The sequence below is a fragment of the Mucilaginibacter sp. KACC 22773 genome (assembly GCF_028736215.1).
GTDB lineage: Bacteria > Bacteroidota > Bacteroidia > Sphingobacteriales > Sphingobacteriaceae > Mucilaginibacter.
Genome location: NZ_CP117883.1, coordinates 2,674,566 through 2,700,504, shown reverse-complemented (window position 1 = coordinate 2,700,504; position 25,939 = coordinate 2,674,566). Strand labels below are relative to the sequence as shown.

Annotated in this window: 15 protein-coding genes; 3 read left to right on the top strand and 12 right to left on the bottom strand. The window is 43.7% G+C overall.

Annotated features, from left to right (window positions below; all coding sequences use genetic code 11):
• Positions 1–2: 2 nt before the first annotated feature.
• Positions 3–851, bottom strand: a complete 849-nt coding sequence (locus PQ469_RS11460) for an isocitrate lyase/PEP mutase family protein (protein ID WP_274213088.1) — start codon at positions 849–851, stop codon at positions 3–5.
• A gap of 164 nt (positions 852–1,015) precedes the next feature.
• Here PQ469_RS11460 and PQ469_RS11455 point away from each other — a divergent pair, with 164 nt between their 5' ends.
• Positions 1,016–1,606, top strand: a complete 591-nt coding sequence (locus tag PQ469_RS11455) for a DUF4202 domain-containing protein (protein ID WP_274213087.1) — start codon at positions 1,016–1,018, stop codon at positions 1,604–1,606.
• Positions 1,607–1,699: 93 nt separating this feature from the next.
• Positions 1,700–2,089, top strand: coding sequence for a VOC family protein (locus PQ469_RS11450; protein WP_274213086.1), 390 nt, complete (start codon positions 1,700–1,702; stop codon positions 2,087–2,089).
• A 117-nt stretch (positions 2,090–2,206) separates the two neighbouring features.
• Here PQ469_RS11450 and PQ469_RS11445 read toward each other — a convergent pair whose 3' ends face one another.
• The 5 genes from PQ469_RS11445 to PQ469_RS11425 all read right to left on the bottom strand — a co-directional run bounded on the left by PQ469_RS11445 (position 2,207) and on the right by PQ469_RS11425 (position 9,786).
• A complete protein-coding gene (locus tag PQ469_RS11445; RefSeq protein WP_274213085.1) occupies positions 2,207–3,631 on the bottom strand; it encodes an MATE family efflux transporter in 1,425 nt (474 codons plus the stop codon).
• 239 nt (positions 3,632–3,870) lie between these two features.
• Positions 3,871–7,284 (bottom strand): FtsX-like permease family protein, encoded by a 3,414-nt coding sequence (locus tag PQ469_RS11440; RefSeq protein WP_274213084.1) that lies wholly within the window; start codon positions 7,282–7,284, stop codon positions 3,871–3,873.
• A gap of 545 nt (positions 7,285–7,829) precedes the next feature.
• The gene (locus tag PQ469_RS11435; RefSeq protein WP_274213083.1) at positions 7,830–8,585 is read right to left on the bottom strand and encodes a carbohydrate-binding protein; all 756 of its coding nucleotides are present in this window, start codon (positions 8,583–8,585) and stop codon (positions 7,830–7,832) included.
• Positions 8,578–8,877 carry a beta-xylosidase family glycoside hydrolase gene (locus PQ469_RS11430; RefSeq protein WP_274213082.1) on the bottom strand — a complete coding sequence of 100 codons (300 nt, stop codon included), beginning with the start codon at positions 8,875–8,877 and terminating at the stop codon, positions 8,578–8,580. Before PQ469_RS11430 ends, PQ469_RS11435 begins: the two co-directional genes overlap by 8 nt.
• A gap of 69 nt (positions 8,878–8,946) precedes the next feature.
• The gene (locus tag PQ469_RS11425; protein WP_274213081.1) at positions 8,947–9,786 is read right to left on the bottom strand and encodes a family 43 glycosylhydrolase; all 840 of its coding nucleotides are present in this window, start codon (positions 9,784–9,786) and stop codon (positions 8,947–8,949) included.
• A 30-nt stretch (positions 9,787–9,816) separates the two neighbouring features.
• On the opposite strand from PQ469_RS11425, the gene PQ469_RS11420 reads away from it, so the two are divergent.
• On the top strand, positions 9,817–10,248 hold the full coding sequence (locus tag PQ469_RS11420; RefSeq protein WP_274213080.1) for an alpha/beta hydrolase: 432 nt from the start codon (positions 9,817–9,819) through the stop codon (positions 10,246–10,248).
• A 160-nt stretch (positions 10,249–10,408) separates the two neighbouring features.
• Here the strand turns inward: PQ469_RS11420 and PQ469_RS11415 are convergent, their stop codons facing one another.
• The 6 genes from PQ469_RS11415 to PQ469_RS11390 form a co-directional block, all read right to left on the bottom strand.
• Positions 10,409–12,565, bottom strand: a complete 2,157-nt coding sequence (locus PQ469_RS11415; RefSeq protein ID WP_274213079.1) for a glycoside hydrolase family 3 C-terminal domain-containing protein — start codon at positions 12,563–12,565, stop codon at positions 10,409–10,411.
• A gap of 260 nt (positions 12,566–12,825) precedes the next feature.
• Positions 12,826–14,286: a cellulase family glycosylhydrolase gene (locus PQ469_RS11410; RefSeq protein WP_274213078.1), complete on the bottom strand. Its 1,461-nt coding sequence runs from the start codon at positions 14,284–14,286 to the stop codon at positions 12,826–12,828.
• 185 nt (positions 14,287–14,471) lie between these two features.
• The gene (locus tag PQ469_RS11405; RefSeq protein ID WP_090645922.1) at positions 14,472–15,692 is read right to left on the bottom strand and encodes a glycan-binding surface protein; all 1,221 of its coding nucleotides are present in this window, start codon (positions 15,690–15,692) and stop codon (positions 14,472–14,474) included.
• Positions 15,693–15,726: 34 nt separating this feature from the next.
• On the bottom strand, positions 15,727–17,298 hold the full coding sequence (locus PQ469_RS11400; protein ID WP_274213077.1) for a RagB/SusD family nutrient uptake outer membrane protein: 1,572 nt from the start codon (positions 17,296–17,298) through the stop codon (positions 15,727–15,729).
• 8 nt (positions 17,299–17,306) lie between these two features.
• Complete coding sequence (locus PQ469_RS11395; RefSeq protein ID WP_274213076.1) at positions 17,307–20,468, bottom strand: SusC/RagA family TonB-linked outer membrane protein; 3,162 nt, start codon at positions 20,466–20,468, stop codon at positions 17,307–17,309.
• A gap of 604 nt (positions 20,469–21,072) precedes the next feature.
• The gene (locus PQ469_RS11390; protein WP_274213075.1) at positions 21,073–25,242 is read right to left on the bottom strand and encodes a hybrid sensor histidine kinase/response regulator transcription factor; all 4,170 of its coding nucleotides are present in this window, start codon (positions 25,240–25,242) and stop codon (positions 21,073–21,075) included.
• Positions 25,243–25,939 lie beyond the last annotated feature (697 nt).

The window sequence follows — 25,939 nt, the reverse complement described above, 5'->3', positions numbered from 1 at the left end:
TTTTAATGCCCTCCGAATAACTTATTCAAATTACCATACGGTGGAGCATCGTCAGCATAGCTAAAAGTACCGTTTTGAAGTATCTCTTCTGCCGCCCTAAAAACCGCCCCGTAAGCTGCCCGGATGAGCGATGAGCCAATACTTACGCGCTTCACGCCAATATCTTCGAGCATATTCAAGGAAAAGTTGCTACCCGACAGGCCCATAACTACATTAACCGGGCGCGGCGCTACAGCCTTAACTACCGCCTCAACTTCCTGGCGTGTTTTAAGGCCGGGTGCAAATAGTACATCGGCCCCGGCATCAGCAAACGCCACAAGCCTTTTAATGGTATCTTTTAAATCGGGCCGGCCGTATATCAAATTTTCGGCCCTTGCGGTTAACGTGAATGGATGCGGCTGATTTCTGGCAGCTTTTACGGCGGCTTTCACCCGTTCAACCGCCAATTCAAACGGGTAAATGGGATCGGCCGGATTTCCGGTGGCATCTTCAATAGAGCCTCCTGCTAAACCGATATTTGCAGCAAGGTTAATCGTTTCAGCACAAACCATAGGGTCGTCACCATAGCCATTTTCCAGGTCGGCAGATACCGGCAAACTGGTTGCCGCAATGATATTTTTCACATTCTGCAACGTCTCCTCCCGTGTAATGGAAGCATGCCCGTCAGGCTTACCCAAAGAGAAGGCAAGCCCGGCGCTTGTTGTAGCAAGCGCCTTGAACCCCAACGATTCCAAAATCATTGCCGACCCCGCATCCCAGGGATTAGGAACTACAAAAATACCAGCCCTTTGATGCAGCATTTTAAACTCATTGGCCCTGGCTTCAAATAAATTTGCTGTAGATGTACTCATAAGATTATTGGTTAGATGGATAACAAACAAATCTATTGGATATTTGTGATTTCAAGCAAGACTATTTAGGTTCAGTAGTTAAATTTGGATTAGTAAGCTGCCGGAATTTGTGCCAATTAAAAAAACTATGATGGCATTATAAATATTTAACTTATTTTCAACCTATGAGTAAACTAAGTAAGGCATTTGAGCTTTTTGATGCTTATAATAAGCAAGATCCACGCAGTTTTACATGGGAAGGTGTAACTGAGCCGCAAGAATACTTTTTTGCTGTTAAATTATATGAATGGGTTTTAAAATTAGATCCGGACGCTGGTGAAGAATTATTATTGGCATCCAGAAGTCAGCACATTGGCCGTTGGGAAATTCCGCGTGAAGATTACCCGGAGGGACGTGAGCCATACCTGAAATGGCGCAAAGACCTGGCCTTGCACCATGCTGCCATTGCAGGCCGTTTAATGAAAGATGCGGGTTATAACGACGAAACATCAGATCGTGTTAAACAAATCATCCTGAAGAAACGAATTAAGGTTGATGCTGATGTGCAGACCATGGAGAATGCGCTTTGCCTCGTATTCCTGCAATTACAATATGAAGAATTCAGGAAAAAGTATGAGCAGGAACCGGAGAAAATAATTAATATTCTTCGGAAATCATTATTGAAAATGGACGGGCACGGGCATCAGTTCGCATTAAAATTGCCTTATTCGGAAAATGGGTTAGCGTTAATCAATGAGGCCTTAAGCAAGTTGTAATTATAACGGGCTGTAAGTAATTTTGTGACGCAGATGAATTTATAAACTACCCTAAGGAGGAGGCAGCTTTTCATATTATAAAAACGTAAAACTATGTCAAAGCTTAATTTTATTTCGCCGTTTTTTATTGTTTCCAATATAGACAATTCGGTTGCCTTTTATGTAACTAAGCTTGGGTTTGAAGTGCGGTACATGGGCCCCGAAGGCGATCCGTTTTTTGCCATGGTGGGCCGTGGCCCCGTTTCCATAATGCTAAAGGCAATTACAGCCGACATAAAACCCATCCCCAATCCTACCCGACACGAATGGGCCGCCTGGGATGCATACATTTCTACCGAAGATCCTGATATTTTATTTGAAGAATTCAGCCGGGCCGGCATAAGCTTCCGGCAACCCATCCACAACAATAGCGACGGGTTGCGTGGTTTTGAAGTAACAGATGCCGATGGCTATGTTTTATTTTTTGGCCGGCCCAAAGAATAGCCACCAACGGCTTTACTATCGCCAAATCCCGCCCATCGAGGCTGGGTTTAGCCTAAGTTAATGAAGCACAGCACGCCTTTTAGAAAAACCGCTTATTCAAATTTAAAAGGTTAAATGCTAAACCATCGTTTTCTTCCATTTCCCACGTTTAAATAATATGTAAGCGGCTATGGTCAATCCTATTTCGGAAATGGGGATGGTTACAAAAACGCCCGTTGGACCCATTCCAAAATACTTAGCCATTAAATAAGCGAAAGGAATTTGGAATAACCAAAATGTAAAAACGTTAATTTTTGTTGGTGTCCAGGTATCGCCGGCACCATTAAACGCGCTGGTTAAAACCATACCAACACCATAAATAATAAAGCCCCCGCTTAAAATTTGCAAAGAGCGGGTGGCTATCTTCTTAACCTCTTCATCGTCTGTAAAAAATGAGGCAAACAAATGCCCGCAGGTTAAAAACAGGATGCTCACGATGCCTAAAAACACAACCGTATATTTTATAGTTTGAAATACCGATTGCTCTGCCCTCTCCAGGTGCCCGGCGCCCAAATTTTGCCCAACCAACGTTGCGGCAGCATTGCTTAAACCCCAGGCGGGCAGCAGGAAAAACATCATCAGCCGGAGCGATGTTTGATAACCGGCAGAGCCATGGTCTCCCCCTGTTGTGGCAACCAATTGCGCCAAAAATATCCAGCTGCAACTGGCTATTACAAATTGTAAAATACCCGGCGCAGCAATTTTAATAATCGCCTTAATTTGCTGCCAGTCGGGTATAAAATAGCTTATGCGGATTTTTAAGGCATTTTTACCATTAAATAAATTGTAAACCTGGTAAGTAACGCCCAAACCACGACCAATGCTGGTGGCTATGGCTGCACCCGTTAATCCAAAAGCCGGGATGGGCCCAAGCCCCCTGATAAAAATAGGACATAAAATAATGTTTGCCATATTGGCAATCCACAAGCTACGCATGGCTATGGCGGCATTACCGGCACCTCTGAAAATCCCGTTAATCAAAAACAACAGTACAATAATGATGCTGCCGCCCATCATAATGCGAACGAATGGAGTTCCATGATCTGCAGTTTCTGCCGAAGCACCCATAATCAAAAGCAGCCCCCGGGCATGTAAAAATCCAAAAATACTTATACCCAGATTAATAAGTACTGCTATGACGATGGTTTGCATACCGGCTTTTGACGCGGCCTCCGGATTTTTTTCGCCAATGCGACGGGCAACAACCGCCGTTGCGGCCATACTTAAACCTATGGCCAGCGAATATATTACGGTTAAAACAGATTCGGTTAAACCCACTGTTTGTATAGCATGGCTACTGTTTTTTAAATGACCCACAAAATAAAGGTCGACCAGTGCAAAAACAGATTCCATGGCCATTTCCAGCATCATGGGGATGGCTAACAAAACAATTGCCCTTTTTATGCTGATCGAGGTCAAATCAACCTCCTGTCCCTTTATTGCTTGTTTTAAGACCGAGAAAAAAGAAGATACCTTACCCTTTGCAGTAGATGATTGTGACATAAATATAAGCTTGTGTTTTTTAGGGAGCGGCGTTTTATCTGATACCCTGGATAGCAAATATAATGAAACCTTTGATTAGGCAAGTAGCGATTAAAAATCAATTTAGCTTAAGATGTTATAGTTGAACGAAACTTTATAGATTGAGAACTTCATAACAAAAAAACCCACAAGCCAAACATACGTTCAACTTACGGTAATTGATTTATAGGAGCCGGAGAAATTTAAAGTTGAATGAAACCTCATTCTGTCTTCAAACTTTTTATCGGGTTTGCCAGTGCGGCTTTTATGGACTGGAAGCTTACCGTTATTAATGTGATGAGTATAGCGCCAATAGCTGTAACAATAAATATCCACCAGGCAACTTCGGTATGATACTGATAGTTACGCAGCCAGTTATGCATAAATAAATAAGCCACAGGCGAGGCTATGATTATTGACAAAAACACCAGTATGGCAAAATCTTTCGATAACAATTGCCACAGGGCGAACACTGAAGCGCCAAGCACCTTGCGTACACCTATTTCTTTAGTGCGCTGTTCGGCCATGAATGATGCCATACCAAACAGCCCGAGACAACTGATAAATATAGCCAGGCCGGCGAAGACAGTAGCCAGCTTCCCTATGCGTTCTTCATCACCGAATTCTTTTTCATATTCCTGGTCAACAAAATGGTATTCAAATGGCTGTTCCGGGTTTTCGGTTTTTAACACTGAAGCAATGTTGCGAATGGCTTTGCCGGCGCTCATTTTCGGACTTATCTTTAGCAGTAAACAGCCTCCCGCCCATTTCGATAGAAAATAAACCATAGGTTGCACCTGTTCATAAGGCGACCGGTTAATGATGTCTTTAGTTACCCCTATGATTTTAAACCGTTGGCCAAAAAAAGTTATGTGGTTTTCTGTCGGTTTTTTAATGGACATAAAATCAGCTGCTGCCTGGTTAATGATTACCGCTGATGAATCGGAAAGGAATGAACGCGAGAAATCGCGGCCTGCGCTAAATTCCCAACCAATGGTTTTGCCATAATCGTATGAAATATCCTCCTGCCCGAAATTGATATCCAGATTAGGGTCTTGTCCAGGCCATCCCACTCCATCGGTAGTACCGGCAACCTTGTTAGGCGGGGCATCTGCTTCGGCCATTTCAGTTATTGTGCCGTTACTCATAAGGACCTGTTTTATCGCATCAAAATGTTGATGGAGTTCAATGGTTCGGACGGGTATCGTAATCAATCTGTCCTGGCTGTAACCTATAGGGCGGTCTTTGGCAAAAAGTATCTGCCGGATAACTACAATGGTACCGATGATGAGCACAATAGAAACTGTAAACTGAAGCACCACCAGTACTTTACGCGGGGCTGAAGCCAGCCGCCCAACCCTGAACGCACCCTTCAATACCTTTACTGGCTTAAATGACGACAGGTAGAGCGCCGGGTAACTGCCGGTGATAATAGCAGTAACCAAACTAAGGCCAATGCCGGCGAGCCAAAACGCCGGGCTGTTCCATGGAATAACTATTTGTTTACCGGCCAGCTGATTGAAGGCCGGGAGATTTAATCTTGCTATTAGTAAAGCCACTAAAAATGCCAGTAATACGCAAAGTACCGATTCGCCGTAAAACTGTTGTATCAACTGGCTGCGGGATGAACCAATTGCCTTGCGGATACCTACCTCGCGCGCGCGTTTCTCAGACCTGGCTGTACTTAAGTTCATAAAGTTAATACAGGCCAGCAGTAGTACAAACACACCTACAATACCAAAAAGCCACACATATTGTATTTCGCCGCCGGTGTTTTTTCCGTCCTTAAACTCATGGTACAAATGCCATTTATTCATCGGCTGCAGAAACAGCGCCGGTTTTGTTTTAGCCGAAAGCGGTTTCAAATGCCGCAGCATTTCATCTCTTATTTTTAAAGACACTTTTCCGACGTCGGCATTATCGGCCAATTGAACATATAAATTAACAATGCCGGGCCCCCACGGCTCTCTCATTCCGCTTAATCTATAATTTGTGGCATAGCGGTCCCAGCAACCAATAAAAGCCAAACCGGCAAGCGTGGTGTTTTCGGGCAGATCTGCATAAACGCCGGCTACTTTCAGGTTATCCAGGTTATTCAGCTTTAATACTTTAGCCATAGGGTCCCCATTTCCAAAAAATGCCTTAGCTGTCGACGCGGATATTAATATAGATGATGGGTCTTTTATAGCATCGCGCCTGCCCTTAAGCATATTTAATGTAAACAGGTCTGGTCCGCCGGCTTCCATAAAAACGCCTTGCTCGTTCAGCTTTTTATCGCTTAAAGCCAGGATATAATCTCTCGGGAGTGTCGACATGGCTACAGACTTAAAATCGCTGCTGTAATTTTTGCGTAGCTCGGCCGCCAGGGGGTACGGTTGATGGAACGAGGTTTTTACTTCGCCATTAATGGTCACATTTTGCATTACCTGGGCTATATGGCGGTAATTATCGTGATACTTATTAAATGATACTTCATCCAAAATCCACAAACTAATCAGCGTTACCACCGCCATGCCCACTGCAAGGCCGCCTATATTAATAAGCGATAATACTTTATTGTTAATAAGGTTGCGCCAGGCAATTTTCAAATAATTTCTGAGCATATAATTGCGATTTAATTTTACAGGAACCCAACCTGCTGGGCTTCCTGAACGCAATATTACCGGTGGTAAGTGTGATGAGATGGCCAACTTATCATTTGGCAACTCTTTTTTCAGGCCGTTCTTGTATTCTGCCGGGGTTTTGCCGGTCATCTCTTTAAAAACGCGGTTGAAAGTTCTTTGGGAGTTAAACCCCGACTCGTAGGCGATCCCCAGCAATGTGAGCCGATTATGAGCCGGTTCCCGCATCTTCCGGGCAATTTCACGAACCCTGAACTCATTAATAAAGTCGTTGAAGTTCTTTTCCATCCCCACATTAATAATCCGCGATAAATCGTGCGGGTGGATATTCAGCTTTGCTGCCAGGGTGGTCAATGTCAGTTCGGCATCCTCGTAATAACGGTTTGCGGCTACGGCCTCTTTTACCCTGCGGCTTTTTTCCTTTACATCGTATCTATCTGTTATCGGCGTGGCCGATTGTATGCTGCTATCCAATTTTAGCATCACTTCTGCAGCCACGCCAATAAGCACAAAAGCAACAGCAAAACTCAAGACATCATTAAACAGCCATAATATGCAAAGCAAGGCGAGCAGGTGCAAGGCCTTATCCAACCGGCGGAAAGCAAAGCGCGGCCTATCCATGAGCACCGGCTGCAGGCGGTTATAAAAATGCTGTATCAACCGGTGCGACAGGTATAAATAAATGACAACCGAAATGAGCACCAGCCAGCCCGGCATCCAATAGGTAACCAGCAAAGGGGAAAAATGTAAAATATCTTTTAAGCCAAATCGCAGGTTTGGTACCGTCATCCGCCGCACATAAAAATATAACAGCGGCCCCAGCGCCGGTAACAAAATTGGTGAAAGCCCGCCCGTCTTCAGTACAATTACCGCCAAAGCGGCACTTAAAAACAGGTTGGCTGCCTGGCCTTCCCTTTTTGCGAAAGCTAAAAGCAGCGCAAGTGTAAACCCCGAAAACAGGGTTGCCATGGCAGCCACATGGTACAGATTAATATGGAATATATCAGGATTCAAATTGCCCAAGGGTTATTTCAAATGTACGATATATTGATATATGGAAAATTATGTGGTGATAAATATCTATTGCCGTAATGGAAGCCAATATAGGTGGTTCGTTTGGTCTGTAGTCGGTATTATCACCGCATCACTTCCAGTTGGCCTTACGGAGGCCAGGTATTTGCGCTGTAAGCCGCCAAGACCTTCATGCGATTGCAAAGAAAATACATGCAGCTATCGCATTAGCACGATTCGATAACTCAATTCGGATGACGACATTCGTTTGCGGCAATCAAGCAGCCCGATTATGGGTATTCTTAATTACCTCCTGCGCAAAACTGCTTTGGGCGACCAATACCAGTAAAGCCATTAAAAAAAAGCTTATTGCTACTTTCATCAGTTTTAGTTTTTAAAGATGATATATTCGGTTTATAGCCGACCAGCCTCCCCCCGCGGGCAACGCCAGGATAATTAATGATAATATTGTTCTTTTCTTGCCAAAAAAATGTTTTAAGTATCAGCGTATACCGGATCCCTTTTCCACTATTGAGAAGCTTCCCTAATTAATTCAAGAATTGTATGCTTTTGATTACCAATCCCCTTGCCGCCTTAGCCGGAAATTTGACAAAGACATCGTGCTGACCGGTAAGCCATTTTAGCCCGCAGCGGTAGTACCTCCACCCAAATTTGCGGTTAAAAGGTATTTTAGCAATCAACTTTCCGCGCTGCAAATCGTCCACCCAAATTTCAAATTGCCCGTTTACCTTGGCATTAGCCAATACACTAACAGCTGACGGCGACCTGTTACCGAGTTCGACACCCGAAAGCATGAACCAGCCGCCGTAGTCCGAAGTATTGGCTACACTTTTACCAGATGCGTCGTTCACGGTCATGATACCGTAATAGTTGCTGTACCCAACGGCTGGCATCGCCGATGTGCCATCCTTACAAATAAAACAATTAAAATCGGCTGGCTGGCCTTCCGCAAACAATCCTACGCTTGTCCCTACCCAGGAATTGTAATTGGGCTGTGTTTTATCCAGGCCGGCGGCATCAACAGGCATACCAACAGGCGTCCAGGCTTTACCATCACCGCTGCACCAGGCACGCAGTAAATGCTGATTCCTTTCCAGTTTAAGCCATACCCTATTTCCAAAGCTGTTCGGAATGCTGCGCCTGGCGGTGTCTAACTCGAAAGTGATCTTTTTACCTTGCTCATAACCCGTAAATAATTTGGCAACCACTTTTTCGCTACCGTCGGTCAGGTAAATCCCGGCCTCGCTTGTTGCTGTTGTGGCATTAAGATCCACTTCAGTCACTGCTGTATAATAATGGTCTGTTTCCTTTTGCACTACGTGTACGCCCGGTATCGGGCTTCAACCGGATCCAGCCTTTGCGCTCACTGAGCGAATAACGGGTGCTGGCTTTCCTGGTTAAGAAATGCCAGTTAAGATCGAGCGTGCCGCGGTTAAAATAATCGGTTTTAACACTCCGCCAGGGAATGCCGGCTTGCCGAAGGTTAGGTTTAATAATAGGTTTGGTGGTAGGCGCCATCCCCCAGGGCCGGTCGCCTTCCCAGGTTACCGGGTACAAGGCTGTTTGCCGGCCCAACCCAGACCAATCATCTCCTTCATATTTTTCGTAACTCTGCCCTATTGTCCACCAGGTGCCATCGGCTAATTAGAAAGGAGCCGAAATATGATTTGGCCTGCGAAACCCGACTTTAGGATCCGTAACCGGCTTGAAGAAACCGCCCAGCCGTTCCCACCTGGTCGAATCGGCGGTCAAAGCAGTTCCCCTCAACACATACTGGCCGCCGGACACATCCCCGGCGGGAAAATAGTAGTAAAATCCATTGCGCTTGCACATTACCGGCCCTTCTGCCCAACTATATTGCAGATTAGTGTTAACCCAATCCATATTGATCACAGTGCTGGTTAACTGGCCATCACGGCCTAATTCCTGCAGACGATTCACCCTCTGCCCGTTCTTGATCACCATGTAGGGCTTACCGTCGTCATCAACAAAAATAGAATTATCATAACCCAGGTTCCCGGTCACCGCATTTGATTTCACTTGTACTGGCTCTGTCCAGGGACCTGCAGGCGAGCTCGCCTTACTAAACCATTGACCGTTTGCAGAAAAGTAGATCCAGTAAGAGCCATAAAAATAAGTTATGGCACCCTGACAGATACCCGCCGAGGGGCGATCTGTTACCCAAGCCGCTTTAGCTGGCGGTAAAACCCGGCTGGTCACCTGCCAATGCACCAGATCCTTAGAATGGTAGATGGGTAAATAGGGATTGAAATGAAACGTAGAACCGCAATGATAAAAGTCATCTCCAACCTTCAATAATGTAGGGTCTGGGTGGTCACCGGGCAGGACAGGATTAACGTAGGTTCTTACAGTTTGATAAAAAGAGGACGAGTCGGCAACCGACTTTGAATGTGAGTGGGCGGCCGATGTACAAAATAACAGCAATGCAAGGCATTGCTGCAGGCGGTATAAATGATTGATCATATCGTTAATTAAAAATCCTATTCTTATTGATTGCTCCGCGATGTTGTCACTTATCCGGCTTATAAAGACCGGGAGCATCGGGCATTGGCCGGTTTGTCTATGGGCGGCGGGCAGTCGCTCAATTTTGGATTGGGAAATCCTGACACTTTTGCGTGGGTCGGCGGGTTTTCTTCCGCTCCCAATACCCGTAAGCCCGAAGAACTCCTTCCTAACCCTGAACTGGCCAAACGTAAATTGAGACTACTTTGGATTTCCTGCGGCGATCATGACAATTTGATATCATTTAGCCAGCGTACCCACGACTACTTTGTTAAAAACAATGTCCCCCATATCTTCTACATTGAGCCCGGTGTACATGATTTTAGGGTATGGAAGAACGATTTGTATATGTTTTCGCAACTATTGTTCAAACCAGTCGATGTAGCAAAATTCAACAACGATGTTACGGGCGGTAGCAAATAGGCTAACCCTTATCAAAACGGGCATACATAAAGGCGAAAGATCATAACTGAATGACGAATAACCACACGGGCGAACACCAAGCGATTTTCCGTTAACAAATACTTCGGAGTTCATTTAAATACATTCAAAATAAACAGAAACGATTTTACCTATTCAATATTTATTTAACCGATATTTTCACTTTCTGAATAATGTTACGTGATGAATTACCTAACTGAAGGATGTATTCACCGGATTCTGCATTCCATGCTTTTTTTGTTTCGTCATAAAAAGCCAGATCGCCAACCTTTACATCCAGTTCGACGGTTTTTGTTTCACCGGGCTTTAAAAATATCTTTTTAAAACCTTTAAGCTCCTTTTCAGGACGCAGAACCGAACAAACCGGATCGCTTACATATAACTGCACAACTTCGGCCCCATAACGGTTGCCTGTATTTTTGATAGTGAATTTTGCACGGATGGTTTCATTTTTTCCGTAGCTTTTTTTGTCTACCGAAAAGTGGCTGACAGAAAAATCAGTATAAGAAAGCCCATAACCAAATGGAAACTGTGGCTGAATTTTCTTAGTGTCGTACCAGCGGTATCCAACCAGGATGCCTTCTTTATATTCTGCCGTAGCGCCTTTACCCGGATAAGTATTTAAAGCGAAAGCAGGGGAATCTTTTAACGATACAGGAAAAGTAAATGGTAATTTGCCTGACGGGTTTACAACACCTTTTAATACATCGGCCAGTGCATTACCGGCCTCTGAACCGTTAAACCACGACCAAACAACTGCATGGTTGGATTTTTTGATTTCATTCAGATTATACGGAGCGCCGGCCATGATTACAATAATAGTATTGGGGTTGGCTGCGGTAACCGCGTTAACCAAGGCCTGCTCGCCAAAAGGCAGTTCCAGGTTTTTACGGTCATGGGCTTCACTTTCATATTCACGATTGGAACCGATGCATAAAATGGCGACATCGCTGGTTTTTGCAAGCGCTACCGCCTCATCAATCAGTTTTTGATTGGGTTGATCATAACCACTATTTTGTTTGTCGCTATTATTTGCCAGGTAGTTTGCTTTATAACCCTGGGCGAAACTGATGCTCGCTGTTTTACCGAACCTTGATTTTATACCTGCTAACGCGGTAACCTCATATTTGGCTTTTACACCGGCGCCGTATCCACCCAAAGCAAATGTACGGATGGCATTATCGCCGATGACAGCAATGCTTTTAATCTTATCTGCTTTTAAAGGCAACAAATGGTTGTCGTTTTTTAGCAAAACGATGGATTCCGAGGCAATATCATAGGCGGCTTTGGCATGCGCCGGTGTAGCGATAGACCCTTTAGGATGGTTAGTACTCATGGAGGTGTGGTACATTACCCACAAAATCCTGTGCACTTTATCATCAATTGTTTTTACCGGAACCTGGCCTTCCTTAACAGCTTTTAGTAAGGGTTGGGCAAAATACCATTGATCATACGGTCCGCTTGATCCCATTTCAATATCCAGCCCGTTGTTTGCCGCTGCAACGGTATGATGCGTCCCCGACCAATCTGACATGACCAATCCTTTAAAGCCCCATTCGTTTTTTAGCACTTTATTTAATAAAAAATCATTCTCGGAACACCAATAGCCGTTCAGCTTATTGTAGGCCGACATAATGGTGTAGGCATTACCCTGCTGTACGGCTGCTTTAAATGCCGGGAAATAAATTTCGCGTAAAGCCCTTTCATCAACTAAGGTGTTTACGCTATCGCGGTTAAGTTCCTGGTTATTGGCAGCAAAATGTTTTATACAGGCTGCTACATGCTGGCTTTGAATTCCTTTTACAGATTGAACAGCCAATTGGCTGTTCAGATAAGGATCTTCCGAATAATATTCATAGGTACGGCCGCATAGCGGCATCCTGCAAACATTGAATGCCGGTGCAAGCATTACAATCTTTTTACGGGCATTTGCTTCCTGGCCTATAACTACGCCATAGCGGTTTGCCATTACGGGATTCCATGTGGCCGCTATTGCCGAGCCATTTGGCAGAAACGTGGCAGAATCAGTTGTCCAGTTAGCCGACGCCCAGTCAAAGCGTTTTATTTCTTCCCGTACGCCTAAGGGGCCATCATCGCAGGTAAGCTCCGGGATACCTAAACGGCTTACGCCTGCCGAAGAAAACAGCGCGTTGCCGTGAAGCATGCCTATTTTTTCTTCCAGCGTCATTTTACTGACGATGCTGTTGATCTTCGCTTTAAGGGCAACCTCACTTTTATTTTGCGCCGAAACGCCGCCGGCCACGAAAAATGCCATAAAACAGGCAATGGTATATTTCATAAAATGTTATTTCTTTTCTTCTTGTCGGTGCTATTTATTTGCGGCCGTAATTTTCAACAGCAGATGCCTTCAACCCTGGTGATATGGTTTTACTGTAAATATTGCCCGTTGCAGCCGATGCCTTTACTGTAAACTTTTTTCATGTCAAATTCTCTTAAACTTCCTGTATAAACTACCGGCCTGTATTGGTTATGCTGATAAATAAAACTGGTGTAGTGTAAAAATGCCTGTGTCTTTTGGTAAAAGCCACAGGCATTCATTTAATTGGCACCTGCCTTGATGGCAACAATAGTACGCTGATCTTTTACAGTATAATTTCGTCTGTCCAAAGCACCGCCGGTATCCCAGAAAAATGGCAGCATGCCGTTGGATTTCGCTTGTTTCGTAACATAGGTATTCCAATAATCTACTGCGCCCTCGTGCGTTGGCAGATCTAAAGGAACATGCGCACTATTGTCACGCCTGTAGGCGCCATACTCCCCTAAAAGGACAGGAATTCCCTTGTCGACAAATTTTGTCTTCATTCTATTGAAAGAGGCATCAACATCACTTTCTTCGCCCCAGGTGGCATTTCGTTCAGGTTCGATAGTTGAATGGTGCCCTGCGCCCCAATAATAAAACATTTTACCCCAGCTGGCATCATTGTCCAGCAGGCAGCAGAATTGAAACGGCGAGTAATAATGCACCTCAACCATCAACCGGGCTGCCGCCTGGTCCTGCGGAAGGGATGTCATATAATCACTTGTTTTTTCCATGTTGGTAGAAGGGCCCTGAAGCACCAATACCCGATAGGCGTTTTTACCACCGGTTGATCTGACTGCGTTAATAAAGGTTTGATGATAGGTGGAAAGTATTGCTGTTGTCGCGGCATCATCTGCAGCCGGCTCATTGGCGCTGGCAAACATCAGGTGTTCGTCAAAATCGCGCATGGCCGTTGCAATTTGTTCCCATAGCGCCTTTTGTTTAGCGTTAACAGAATCTTGCTTTACCTTCGTAACGTTATTTTCAAGCCAGCCGCCATCCCAATGTATATTGAGTAAGACATACATATCATTTTTTACGCAATACCCCACCACTTCTTTCACCCTGTTAAGCCAGTTGGCGTCTATTTGTGCAGTTGCCTGGTTACTTAGATGGCCCATGTTCCAGGCACATGGAAGGCGTATAGCGTTAAAGCCTTGCTGTTTTACAAATTTTACATAATCTTCGGTGATAAGCGGATTGCCCCAGCCTGTTTCGCCACCAGAAGCTTCCAGGGTATTACCGATATTCCATCCTAATTTTATTTTAGCGGCCAACTGAACAGCATTACTGCTCATTCCCGTTGCGTCAGCTGCTTTTGGCGAGGTATTATAAGTTGGATAGATAGTGGTTGCCTGCGACACCGTTACCCTTCTTGACTGACCATTAGACGAACTAACTTCTAAAACGATGGAGCGTGTTAGCCCTGTGGCATTTTGCGACAGCGTTGTTACATGAATGACAGTACTGCCGCTGTTACCAGATGTTGTATTCAATTGCAGCCACGAAGAACCCGGATTGCTGATGTTCCATGTGGCATTGCTTGCAACAGAAAAGTCCTGCGTTCCGCCTTCGGGCGTAAATGTAATTACGGACTGATTAACTGTTAATTCTGCGGCTGGATTATTCGCCTTTTTACAGGAAAAAAAAGAAGCAATCGCAACAAAAAATAATACTCTTAAAAAATTCAATGTTTTCATTTTTATAATATTTAAGCCCTTTTAGCAGAACCACACATTTTGCGCACTTTTCAGACTATTTATGACCAAACAAATAAGGACGACACCCGTCTGAGAAAGTGCTGAGCCGATGAGGCCTAAAAAAATGCCGGGACCTCTCGGTAAAGGCCCCTGGCATCCACTTATATTCAACTAAAACTCTCTTCTTATTTTATTCTTACTACCCTGATATTGTCAACAGCTATCTCAGAAGTTTTGATGGTAGTTGTGCCATCGTTAATAAATGTAACATTGATAGCACCCGCCCCCTCGGCCCCAAGCAACTCCGTCAGGCTGGCGGCTGGGATTCCCGTACCATTATTTGTTCTGAACTCTGATAGTGGTATGGTTACCGTTTGCCAGCCCTTTGTAGTAAACTGCGTTGTTGAACCGTTGGCATTCTTCCACGGGCGATAAATGGCCGAATATGTCCAGGAGTAATCTTTAACAATCTGGATAGCACCGGCCGACCATGGCGTAGTTACAGATACTTCAAACTTTAAAGCATAATGGTCCACTGTATCCTTTAAGCTGGCTTTAGGTACCCACTGCGCCCCATTTGTATTGATGGACCGCCCGCCATTCCACCAGGATCCGTCTCCCGCGGGAATGTTAGTTGATTGCAATAGCCCATAATAGCCATTATTACCAGGATAGGCTGCAGAGCTGTTAGATGTGCCCGATCCCCATGAAAAGTTATTTACATTATCATAATTATTCAACACGCCTGTTACAAAGTCATGTACCTTATAAACAGAGGTGGCCGAACCTGATTTTGTTGTAACACTTACAATGCCACCGGTTTGCGTAACACCCGCAGGTACTGCCAGGCTGATGCTGGTACCATCATTTGATGATTTATAACTGGTAATATTAATCCCGGCATAGGTAACGCTTTTTATAAAGAAAAAGCTTAGTCCGTTGATTTTAACCGAGTCGCCAGGGTTGGCATCTTCATTAGAAACGCCGGTAATTGTAGGCGCTGGTGCAACAATAGGGAACGAAAACGTAGTTTGCCCATGGTTGGTAACGTACTGAATAGTATTCAGCTTATCTGAAGGTACCGAAGGGAACGCGATAACCGCCGGGATTAATACGATTGCACTGGTATCTGAAAACCAGGCATCGTTAAAAGAGCCTTTTACCCCGTCAAAATTAATAGCGAGCGCACCTTTTAAATTTTTACCTGAAATTACAACCCACTGGCCCGTGCCTACGCTGCTTAAAAGCGAATCACCGGGATGGGCTACATAATTGCGTATAGCGGTAATTACCGGGGTGCCTTTTGATGGTGAAGCATCCTTTTTACAGCCCGGCTGCATAACAACCACCGCGGCAAGCAAGGCAAGCACCAGGCAGCCTTTAATATGATAAATTAATTTTTTCATGATGTTTAAATTATATCAATGATCAAGAATACTGTTAATAATAAGCTACAGGTTCCTCCAGCAGCTTGGGATCGGCGGTTTGATCATTTGCCGGTATAGGCAGCGTAAATGTTGCAACTGTGGCCGGGGTGATGATCAATCCGTTAGGCGACGGTGTTTTTACGCCTGTAGCTTGATTGTAGGTAAACTGTTGCCTTTTTTGACCGTTAAGAGAATTAATGGCCGCCTGCGGTTTATAGTAAGAAAGGCGCACCAAATCAAACCAGTACTGGCCTTCAAATGCCAGTTCAATCCGCCGTTCTTTCCAGATCATATCTGGCGTAATACTCGTAACCGTGCTTACCCCGGCCCTGCTGCGTACAGCATTAAAATATTGTAGCGCCTGCGGGTTAGCAGTAGAAGCGTTGTTGCCTAACAAGGCTTCGGCATATACCAGGTATACATCGGCCAGGCGTAAAACGGTGTTATGCTCGATCGACGACCATAGGTCCATAGTAGGCGAATTATTATCTGCAGCAGTACCAACAATGTGTTTTTTAACATTTACACCCGTAGCGGTATACCCGCCATTTGCGGCGTTAAGCTCAGGATATTTATCGCCGGTAAGCATATATGTGGCTTTGCGGCGCACGGAGTCATCCATGCTGTACTCGTTAGCCAAATCAAGGGTTGGGCCAATGGCGCCGCCCCAGCCACCGCCGCCGGTAACCAGGCTGCCGCTGGGGGCAAATTGAGCCTGTATAGCGTTACCTTGCCCATAGCCTACACCTGGCGCCCATTGAAAAGCAAATAATGATTCGGGGTTATCATTATACTGGGTCCTGAAAAGGTTGTAATAGCTTGGTAACAACGTTAAACCACTGGTGTTGCAAACATTGCCGGCGTAATACGCGGCACTATCAAGGTCAGATTGTTTGCGGGTGCCGTTTTGGCCTAAACCTGCCCTGGTTAAATATACCTTTGCCAACAAGCCCTGTGCCGACCATGTAGTTACACGTCCTGGCTGATCTGCTCTTGGCAAATTAGCTGCAGCATATCTTAAATCATTTATGATGAATTTATAGACGTCGGTAAGCTTATGACGGGGCACCAGCGGATTTGCTATCAGTTTGTCATTATCTTCAATAATTGGCGCGGCGCCCCACAGTTGCGCGATAAAGAAATAAGATGTGGCGCGTATAAACTTCAATTCGCCAAGCGCACCTTTTTTACTGCTTACAGCCACACTATCCGGAAGGCTGGTGTTAATGGCTTTTATGTTAATGTTGCAATGGGCAACTATGTCGTAAAAAGACTGCCACGACTGGGTAATATAGGAGTTTTGGCTTGTTATAGAAAAGGTAGTAAACTGAACCAGATCGGCGTTATAAGGCTGCAGCATATTACCGCTCATGATATCGCCAACACCAAGCAGCGGAAAATTGTTCCAGTTAGACCAGGGCTGGGCATAAAGTGCCGCGGTAGCCAGTCTTAAATCCGAACCACTTTTATAAAAGTTATCTTTGGTTATACCGGTTAAGGGTGGCCGGTTAAGGTAATCCTTTTTGCAGCTGCTTATCATAACGACAAACAGCAGTACCATATTTATTTTTATGAGTTTCATCATCTTAAATTTTAGTTATTTAGCGATACGTTAAGACCAACTGTGTAAACACGCGGCTGAGCATAATATCCGTTATCAATACCCGCTGCCAATGGGTTCCACGAACCAATTTCAGGATCATAGCCGGTATATTTGGTAACCGTGAAAACGTTGGTAACGTTAACATACACCCGTAATGACCGTAGTTTGATCTTATTTAAAATGTTGTTTGAAAAGCTGTACCCCAAGGCGATACTTTTACATTTTAAAAACGACCCATTTTCGATGTATTTGTCAGAAAAACGCTGATTGTCGTTACCACTGCTCTGGCTTATCCGCATAATATTGGTAGATGGGTTTGTGATATATACGTTGTTAATATCCGATGCAGAGCCGGTCGGGTCAATCAGCCCGATCTTGGCATAGTTGAGCACAGAAGGGAAATAGCCAAAGTTTTGATTAGGATTCTCGCCGTTTACCTTTATCTGGTTATAAACTTTATTGCCGTAATTACCAACCATGAAAACATTCAGGTCGAAATTTTTATAGTTAATGCTGTTATTGATCCCGTACTGGAATTTAGGTAAAGGTGATCCTAAAAAGGTTTGGTCACGGGCATCAATTATCCCGTCGCCATTAATATCCTTAAAAATAACATCACCTACCCAAACACCGCCCGATCCGGGAGTTATAGGTATCGAGCCACCTCCGTTTTGGGATAACGCAGGATATTTAGTAAAGTCGGCAGCATTTTTGTAAATGCCCAGTACCTGGTAACCATAAAATTCACCTATTGACCGGCCAACTACAGTTTTGGTTACTGAGCCGTTTATTGCGGGGGTGCCATCAACCAAAGCGAGTACTTTGTTCACATTCCTGGAAAAGTTAATATTGGTGTTCCAGTTAAAGTCTTTCGATTTCACATTTTGGGTCGACAATGTAAACTCAAATCCCCGGTTGCCCACCGCACCAATATTTACATAAGGCGCCTGCACCGCCCCCGGCGAATATCCGCCCGAAGCGAATGTACCTGAGTAATAAGGCATGGTAAGGCTTAGCAACAGGTTATTTGTTTTACGGTAGTACGCATCGACAGAAAATCCGATCCGCCCGCTTAACACAGAGGCATCCAAGCCAACATTATATGATCTTGTAGTTTCCCACTTGATATCGGGATTACCCGTTGTGCTGGTTATCTGCGAGTTGCCCGACAAGCCGGTGGGTATTGTGCTTAATGTTGAACCGTAGGCATATTCGGCTATATTTTGATTGTTTACCAGGCCATAACCAACTCTAAGTTTAAGATCATTGATAGCCCTCACGCCTTTAAGAAAGCTTTCGTGGTTTATCTTCCACGCCAGCGCGCCTGAGTAAGTGGTATTCCACCGGTGTGCTTCGGCAAATTTTGATGAGCCGTCATGACGTACCGTAGCGGTTAACAAATACCGGTCATCATAGGTAAAGTTGGCCCGGCCAAAATAGGCTTCTAAAGATCCCTGCCCTTTTACACCGGTATTGGTAGCAGTTGTTGCATCACCGCTACTTATGGTTTGCACGTTATTACTTGCAAAATTGGTGCGGGTAGCAGAAGAACCGCTGCTTTTAAGCAATTGAGCTTCGTGCCCGGCTACTACGTTAACATAGTATTTTTTTGCAAACGTATGCTGGTAGGTTAAATAATTGGAGATTGAATTGTAAAAATTTTGCGCGTTGGTTGTCGTACCGCTGTTGGTGGTTTTTGAATAAGCACCCATAACATACGATGGATTGAAATAATCCTCGGTGGCAAAGTCAAAGTTTCCGGCTACTTCGTTGCGCAGGGTAAGTTCGCGTGTAAATTGTATTTCGGCATAGGCGTTGCCCATTAATTGGTAACGGCTTTTAAAATCCTTTACAATAGTGGCTATAGCGAACGGGTTGGTACCAGTTGCGCCATAAATGTTAGGATCATTACCGCCCCATGTGCCATCGGGGTTTACTACATTTACATCCGGGGTTTGGTTAAGGGCCTGCAAAATTACCCCGGTATTGGACGTAGCCACATTTTCGGCCACGTGTGCCATATTCAGGTTTACACCAACCTTTAACCAGTTGGTGGTTTTGTTATCGATGTTTGCTTTTATCGAAGTCCTTTTAAAATCAGAGCCCAGCGCAATCCCTTGCTGTGAGAAATAGGTGCCCGATAAATAGTATTTTGTCCTGTCATCGCCGCCGCTGATAGCTATATTATGGTTTAGCATTGGCGCGGTACGGTACAAGGCTTTTTGCCAGTTGGTGCCCACACCCAGGTATTGCGGATTGGCAAATTGCGGCCGTTTGTCGTAACCGATGATGGCACTCTTTTCATTCATGAAAGTGGCGTATTGCCGCAAATCCATTGCATCATAATACTTGGGTAATTTTTGCCAGCCCTGGTAACCATCATAGCTGATAAGCGGCGGCCCGGAGGCTCCCTTTTTTGTGGTAATAATAATAACACCATTGGATGCCTGTGAACCATAAATAGCTGTGGCCGAAGCATCTTTTAACACATCGATAGAGGCGATATCCGAAGGGTTTATGCTGGATAGCGGATTGGTACCGTTGCCCGGTATAGCCGACTGGCCGTTGGGCGGTATTTGCACACCATCAATAACGTATAATGGCGGCGCGCCTAAGAAACCGCCCAAACCGCGAATCTGCACATTTACATCACCACCCGGCTGGCCAGATACCTGCTGTATTACAACACCTGCAACCTTGCCCTGCATGGCCTGATCAAAGGTTGTTGGCTGGGTTTTAAGAAGATCGGCCGATGTAATTGACGATATAGATCCGGTAAGGTCGCTTCGCCTTTTGGTGCCATAGCCAATTACCACAACCTCGTTCAAATCGTTGGTTGATGGTTTAAGCACTACGTTAATAACCGAAGATGAGCCTACAAATATTTGCTGGGTAGTAAAGCTTAAAAAACTAAATACCAGCACATCGCCGGGTTTTGCATTAATGGCATAGCTGCCATCAACACCAGATAAAGTGCCGGTTGCTGCATTCTTTACTTTAACGGTTACACCGGGCAATGGTCCGGTATTATCGGCGCTGGTAATTTTACCTGTAATTTTTATGGTTTGCGCATAGCCCGTGAGGCTTAGCAACAGCATAGCCATTAGCAGCAATGCACCATGTCTTAATCTTTTTCGTAAATTTTTTTCCATGTTAATTGGGGTTCATAATTAATTGATAATTGGTTTGTTTATTTGGTTATTGGTTAGCTTCCCTGCATTGTTTTCCTCCCATCGTATTTATTGTTAAATTGAATTTATTACCTGCGTGCAATGGCCGAATGGCACACTGCTAACACTCAGATCAAATAAGATAATTCATGTAAAAAGCCCGTTATTGTTGCAGCAGCCTACGCTGCCCGATGTATGTGGGGTATTAATGATGGCTCCCGAACTATTTTTGGTAACTGCCCGGCAGGCAAATAACAGGCGCTAATAAGTACACGTTTTGGCATAATGCTTAGTTTAATCAGGTTATTATTAAAATTGGTTATGTGCCTGCATCATTACATAATGACAGGCCTGCGGCAGCTATGTTGAATTTATGCCGCTTTGTATAGGTTAAAACTACAAGGGGTGGCGCAATCGATTGTTTAAAAATAGGGGCACAAATGTTAAATCATATTAACTAACTTATTTTCAGATAGTTAATATAGCAAACATTGATTTAATGGTAAAAAATCAGAAAAATACCGGCAGGAAGATTAACAAAATGGGCCAAAAGAGAGGAGAAATTGAGGGCTATGCGCCGCAATTATCAGGCTTTATCAGCCTGTTGCCTACTTTTTTGCTGATACGCCGACGGAAGACAATTGAATTCAGCTTTAAAGGAGCGTACAAAATACTTCTGGCTTTTAAAGCCTACCTTGTATGATATTTGGGATATGGTTAACTGCGAGTTCTCAAGCAACTGCGCGGCACGCTTTAAACGGATAGACCTGACCAATTCAACCGGAGACTTTCCGGTTAAGGTGAGCGCCCTTTTATATAGCGTAACACGGCTCACACATAATTCGCTACTGAGTTCTTCTACCGAGAAATCGGCATTATCAATATTTTTTTCGATAATCAATAAGGCTTTTTTAATAAAAGCCTCATCGAACGACTCGGGCACCACATCTGTTGGCTTGGCATCAAGCTGTTTTTGATAGGTTTTGCGCATATCCTGCTGTATGGCCAGTATGTTTTTCAGTTTGGATAGCAGTATCTCGAAGTTGAAAGGTTTGGTGAGGTAATCATTGGCGCCAGTTTCGAGGCCCTTTAACTGTTGCTCTTCGCCGGTTATAGCGGTAAGTAAAACAACCGGTATGTGCGATGTCCGTTTGTCGTTACGTATTTTGCGGCAAAGGTCTATCCCATTCATTTCGGGCATACTTATATCGCTAACTACCAGGTTGGGGTGCAGGGCCAGCGTTTTTTGCCAGCCTTCCTTGCCGTTTGCGGCCTCAACAATATGAAAAAAATCGTTTAAGTTGTCTTTTAAATAAAACCGGAAGTCCTCATTATCTTCAACCAGTAAAACAGTTAGTTTTTTAGCAGCAGCAACACCCCCGGGTTGTTGCAAGGCTTGTTCGTCGGTCCCTGAAAGTTCTGCCAGGTTAAACCCGTCATCGGGCCATTGTCCTTCTGCCTCGGCCGTTAGGTGCACAGGCAGTAAAATGGTAAAATAACTTCCCTGCCCGGGTTCGCTTTCTACATATATTTCACCATTATGCAGCTTTACAAATTCCTTTGTTATTGACAGGCCAATACCGCTACCCTGGTTAACCATAGATCCGGGAATATCGTTTTGAAAAAAACGTTCAAAAATTTTATCCTTTTTATCGGTGGGAATACCTATGCCTGTATCAATAACCTTTATTTCGAGCATTTGCTGCCCGGGTGTTTGTTTGGTTGATAATAATACGCTCACGTGCCCGCCTTCGGGTGTGAATTTAAATGCGTTGGAAAGGAGGTTAAATATGATACGTTCTATTTTATCGTGGTCAAAATTGATCACCAGGTTTTCAATTTCCGAGTCGAACACAAACCCGATATGTTTTTTTTCGGCAATATCTGAAAAGGAATAAGACATTTCCTTAATAAAGCTAACGATATCGCCGCTCCGGGCATGTAACCTGAGTTCCTGAACTTCCATCTTCCGAAAATCAAGCAGTTGGTTTACAAGGTTTAACAACCTTTTAGCGTTTCGCCTTATCATATTCAATTGCTCGCCCCGCTCTTTATCGGCATCAATAAGCATTTTATCAACAGGTGCCATAATTAATGATAATGGAGTCCTGAACTCATGACTTACATTTGTTAAAAATTTAGTTTTCAACTGATCAAGCTCCAGCATACGCTTAACCTCCTGCCGTTCCTGTTCAATTAACAGCTTTGCTTCCTGTTTTTCTTTTTCGGCTATAAATTCCCTTCTTATTTTTTGTATTCCGCGCCGGCGTATAAAAAGAAGCGTTCCGGCTATCAGGAACAGGTAAATGACGTAAGCTAAAGTAGATTTCCAGAACGGGGGCAATACCTTAATTTTTAATTTTATATGTATGGGTTCCCATTTTCCCTCCTGGCCAATAGCCCTTACATTAAAAGTATAATTGCCCGCATCAAGGTTGGTATAGGTAGCTTTCCGGGTAGCATTGTCTGCGGTAAGCCACCCTTTATCAAAACCTTCCATCATATACTGGTGCGTTATTTTATTGGGGTTAAAGAAATTTAAGGCGGCAAATTCAATCGTAAACACATTTTCGCTGTGATTCAGTGTTATCTCTTGTGTGGCCGAGATGGCTTTAGATAATATGATATGGCCATCAACTATTTCATTGGCTGCTATACTTTTGTTGAATAGCTGAAAACCGGTGAAAATTAATTTAGGCTCATCTATATTCGGATGTATACTCAGTGGGTCGAAAATATTAAAGCCATGCGAGCCGCCAAATACCAATTCCCCTTTATTGGTTTTTAAGGCTGCATTTATGCTAAACTCTCTGCCCTGCAGGCCATCTGTTTCATCAAAGTTTTCAAATTCAAACTTATAGGTTCCATTGCCAGGTTGCAGTGTTATCCGGCCAAGCCCCTTTGATGTACTTAGCCACATGGCCCCCCTGTTATCCTCCAATACATTCAAAACCTGGTTGTCGGGCAACCCTTCCTTTTTCGTCAGCGAAATAAAACGGTTGGTTTCAGGGTTCAATATGCTCAGTCCGTCCCTTGTTGCTATCCACATCAGGCCGTGGCTATCCTGAGTGATACTATTGATGTTATCGCCAATCAAACTGTTAGGGTCGTTGTTCTTTTTATTATAATGTATAACACCACGTCCATTTTTTAATATTTTATCTATCCCAAAATATCCCGCCACCCAAATGTCTCCCCGCTTATCCTCAAACAAAGCGGCTGTATACGGGCACCTGATTTCGGTTTGGCCGAACGGATGATAAAATATATTTTTCGAGCGGTCAAAAATTTCCAAACCGTTATCAAAAGTGCCAATCCATAACCGGTTTGATGAATCTTCCAGGATATTCCACACCCGGTCATCGGCAATGCTTGTGGGAACCTTGTCATTATGTTTGTAGTGAATAAATTTTTTTCCGTCAAAATGGTCCAGCCCGCCAAAATACGTACCTATCCATAGTTGCTGGTCGTGGTCGATACATAAGCTTACAATAATATCGCTGCTGAGGCTGTTCGGGTTTGCCGGATCGTGTTTATACTGGATAAACCTGCCTGTTTTGCGATCAAAATAAATTAAACCGCCTCCATTGGTACCAATCCATAAGTTACCGTTTTTATCCTCAACAAATTTGTTAACATCTTCAAAAGTAACACTCCGGGGATCTGAGGCAAAGTGTCTGTATAACGGGAACCTGATAATATTTTTATGATAATAACTTACTCCTTCCCTAAGAGTACGGGCCCACATAATGCCTGTATTGTCCTTGTAAACAGATGCTGTGTTTTGTGCCAATGATTTTGCATCATCTTCCCTGTTCAATAAATAAGTGATTTTGCCACTTTTTTTATCCAATATGTTTATCCCGCCATGATCAGTGGATATCCACATGAGTCCGTCGTCGGCCTGGATAATATTTGTAATGATGTTCGATGTAAGTGGTGTCTCTGACGATTCTTTTGCAATCTGCCGGAACCGTCCCGTCCGGGGGCTGTAATAATAGGCGCGGGAGTCTATATTTGGGTTAAATACCCAAAGATCGCCGTCACTGTCGATAGTTATTGAGTAATTTCTACCCTTATTATTAGCTGCTTTTTTAAAAATATCGGTATGGTACGTAATTGCATTACGTTTTACGTCAAATAGCTCTACTACGCCGTCGTCATAAGCAAGCCATATATTGCCGCTTGCATCCTGCGCAATGTCTGTAACAAAACTTGAATATAATGATGGGCTGGAATTTTGGTGATGATAATAACGCGTGGCAGTTTTTTTCAGCTCATTATACCTGTAAAGGCCCGAATCGGGGCATAAAAACCAGAAGTCGCCATTCCCATTGTGAAGTGTTTTGGAAACTATCGGATACCCGGGAAGTTTGAAAGGATAGACTACTGACCATACATCATTGTTAAACTGCTCCGTTTCGGGGTCATAAAAGGAATATCCGGCCCGGGTTGTTATCCATAATTTTTTGCCAGGCCCTTCACAAATATTAGTTACATAATCATCATTAATGGAGTATTTGTTATTTACATCGTGCTTAAATACTTTAAAAGTATAACCGTCATAACGGTTAAGGCCCGAAGCCGTACCGAACCACATGAAGCCCTTGGGGTCTTTAAATATGCAATTAACCTGGTTGTGAGATAGTCCGTTACTTATATTGAGCCGCGAAAACTGGTATTGGCTGTTTTGTGCAAAATTGTTGGTGTAAGCAAAAAACAATGCTGAAACGACAATATAAAGTTTTACGCGCATTAAAAATTAGTTGAAATCTTCGAAATCGGGAACCTGGCCCTTAAACAAGCCGGTATACTAAGGTAGTATAAAAGTAAGATAAATTCGTATTTAAAGAGATAAAAGCAGGTCAAACGCATCAAAATAGCTAATGGAATGAGCTTATGTCGTCGGTACGATTAAACATCAAACGACACCTTTTTTTATCGGCTGATTGTGGTTAATGATCCACCTGCCGAAGGAACTTATATTGGCCAAAAACAGACATAAGTATCAGGATGCGCCTAAATTGTGCTATCAGTTTAGTGTTAACCATATTAAAACACAAAGTATTAATTATCAAATGTTTATAGATATTTTATCTAAAATATGTTAAGTTATGTTAACCCACTTTAGATTTGCCCTGGAGATAAAAGCCTCAGTTGCTAACCATCACTTTAAAAATGAACAATATGTTGTAGTTACCCTGATCTTCAGTCTCAAGGAATATTAACTTTAAGTATTATTAGGCTTCCTAATATGGTTATCGAAAGACGATAGACACTCATTTTCGATACCGTTTTATCATTTTTCTTTCAGCTAAGGCGGCTATTTAGCCAAAATCCTTACAGACTCCATATTTTTTTTGACAAATTAACATTGAGCGCCCTATTTTCTAACTTTTGTGCCCCCATCATTCATTTATTTCTTCTGTAGTTTTACTACTCAATTAATAAAC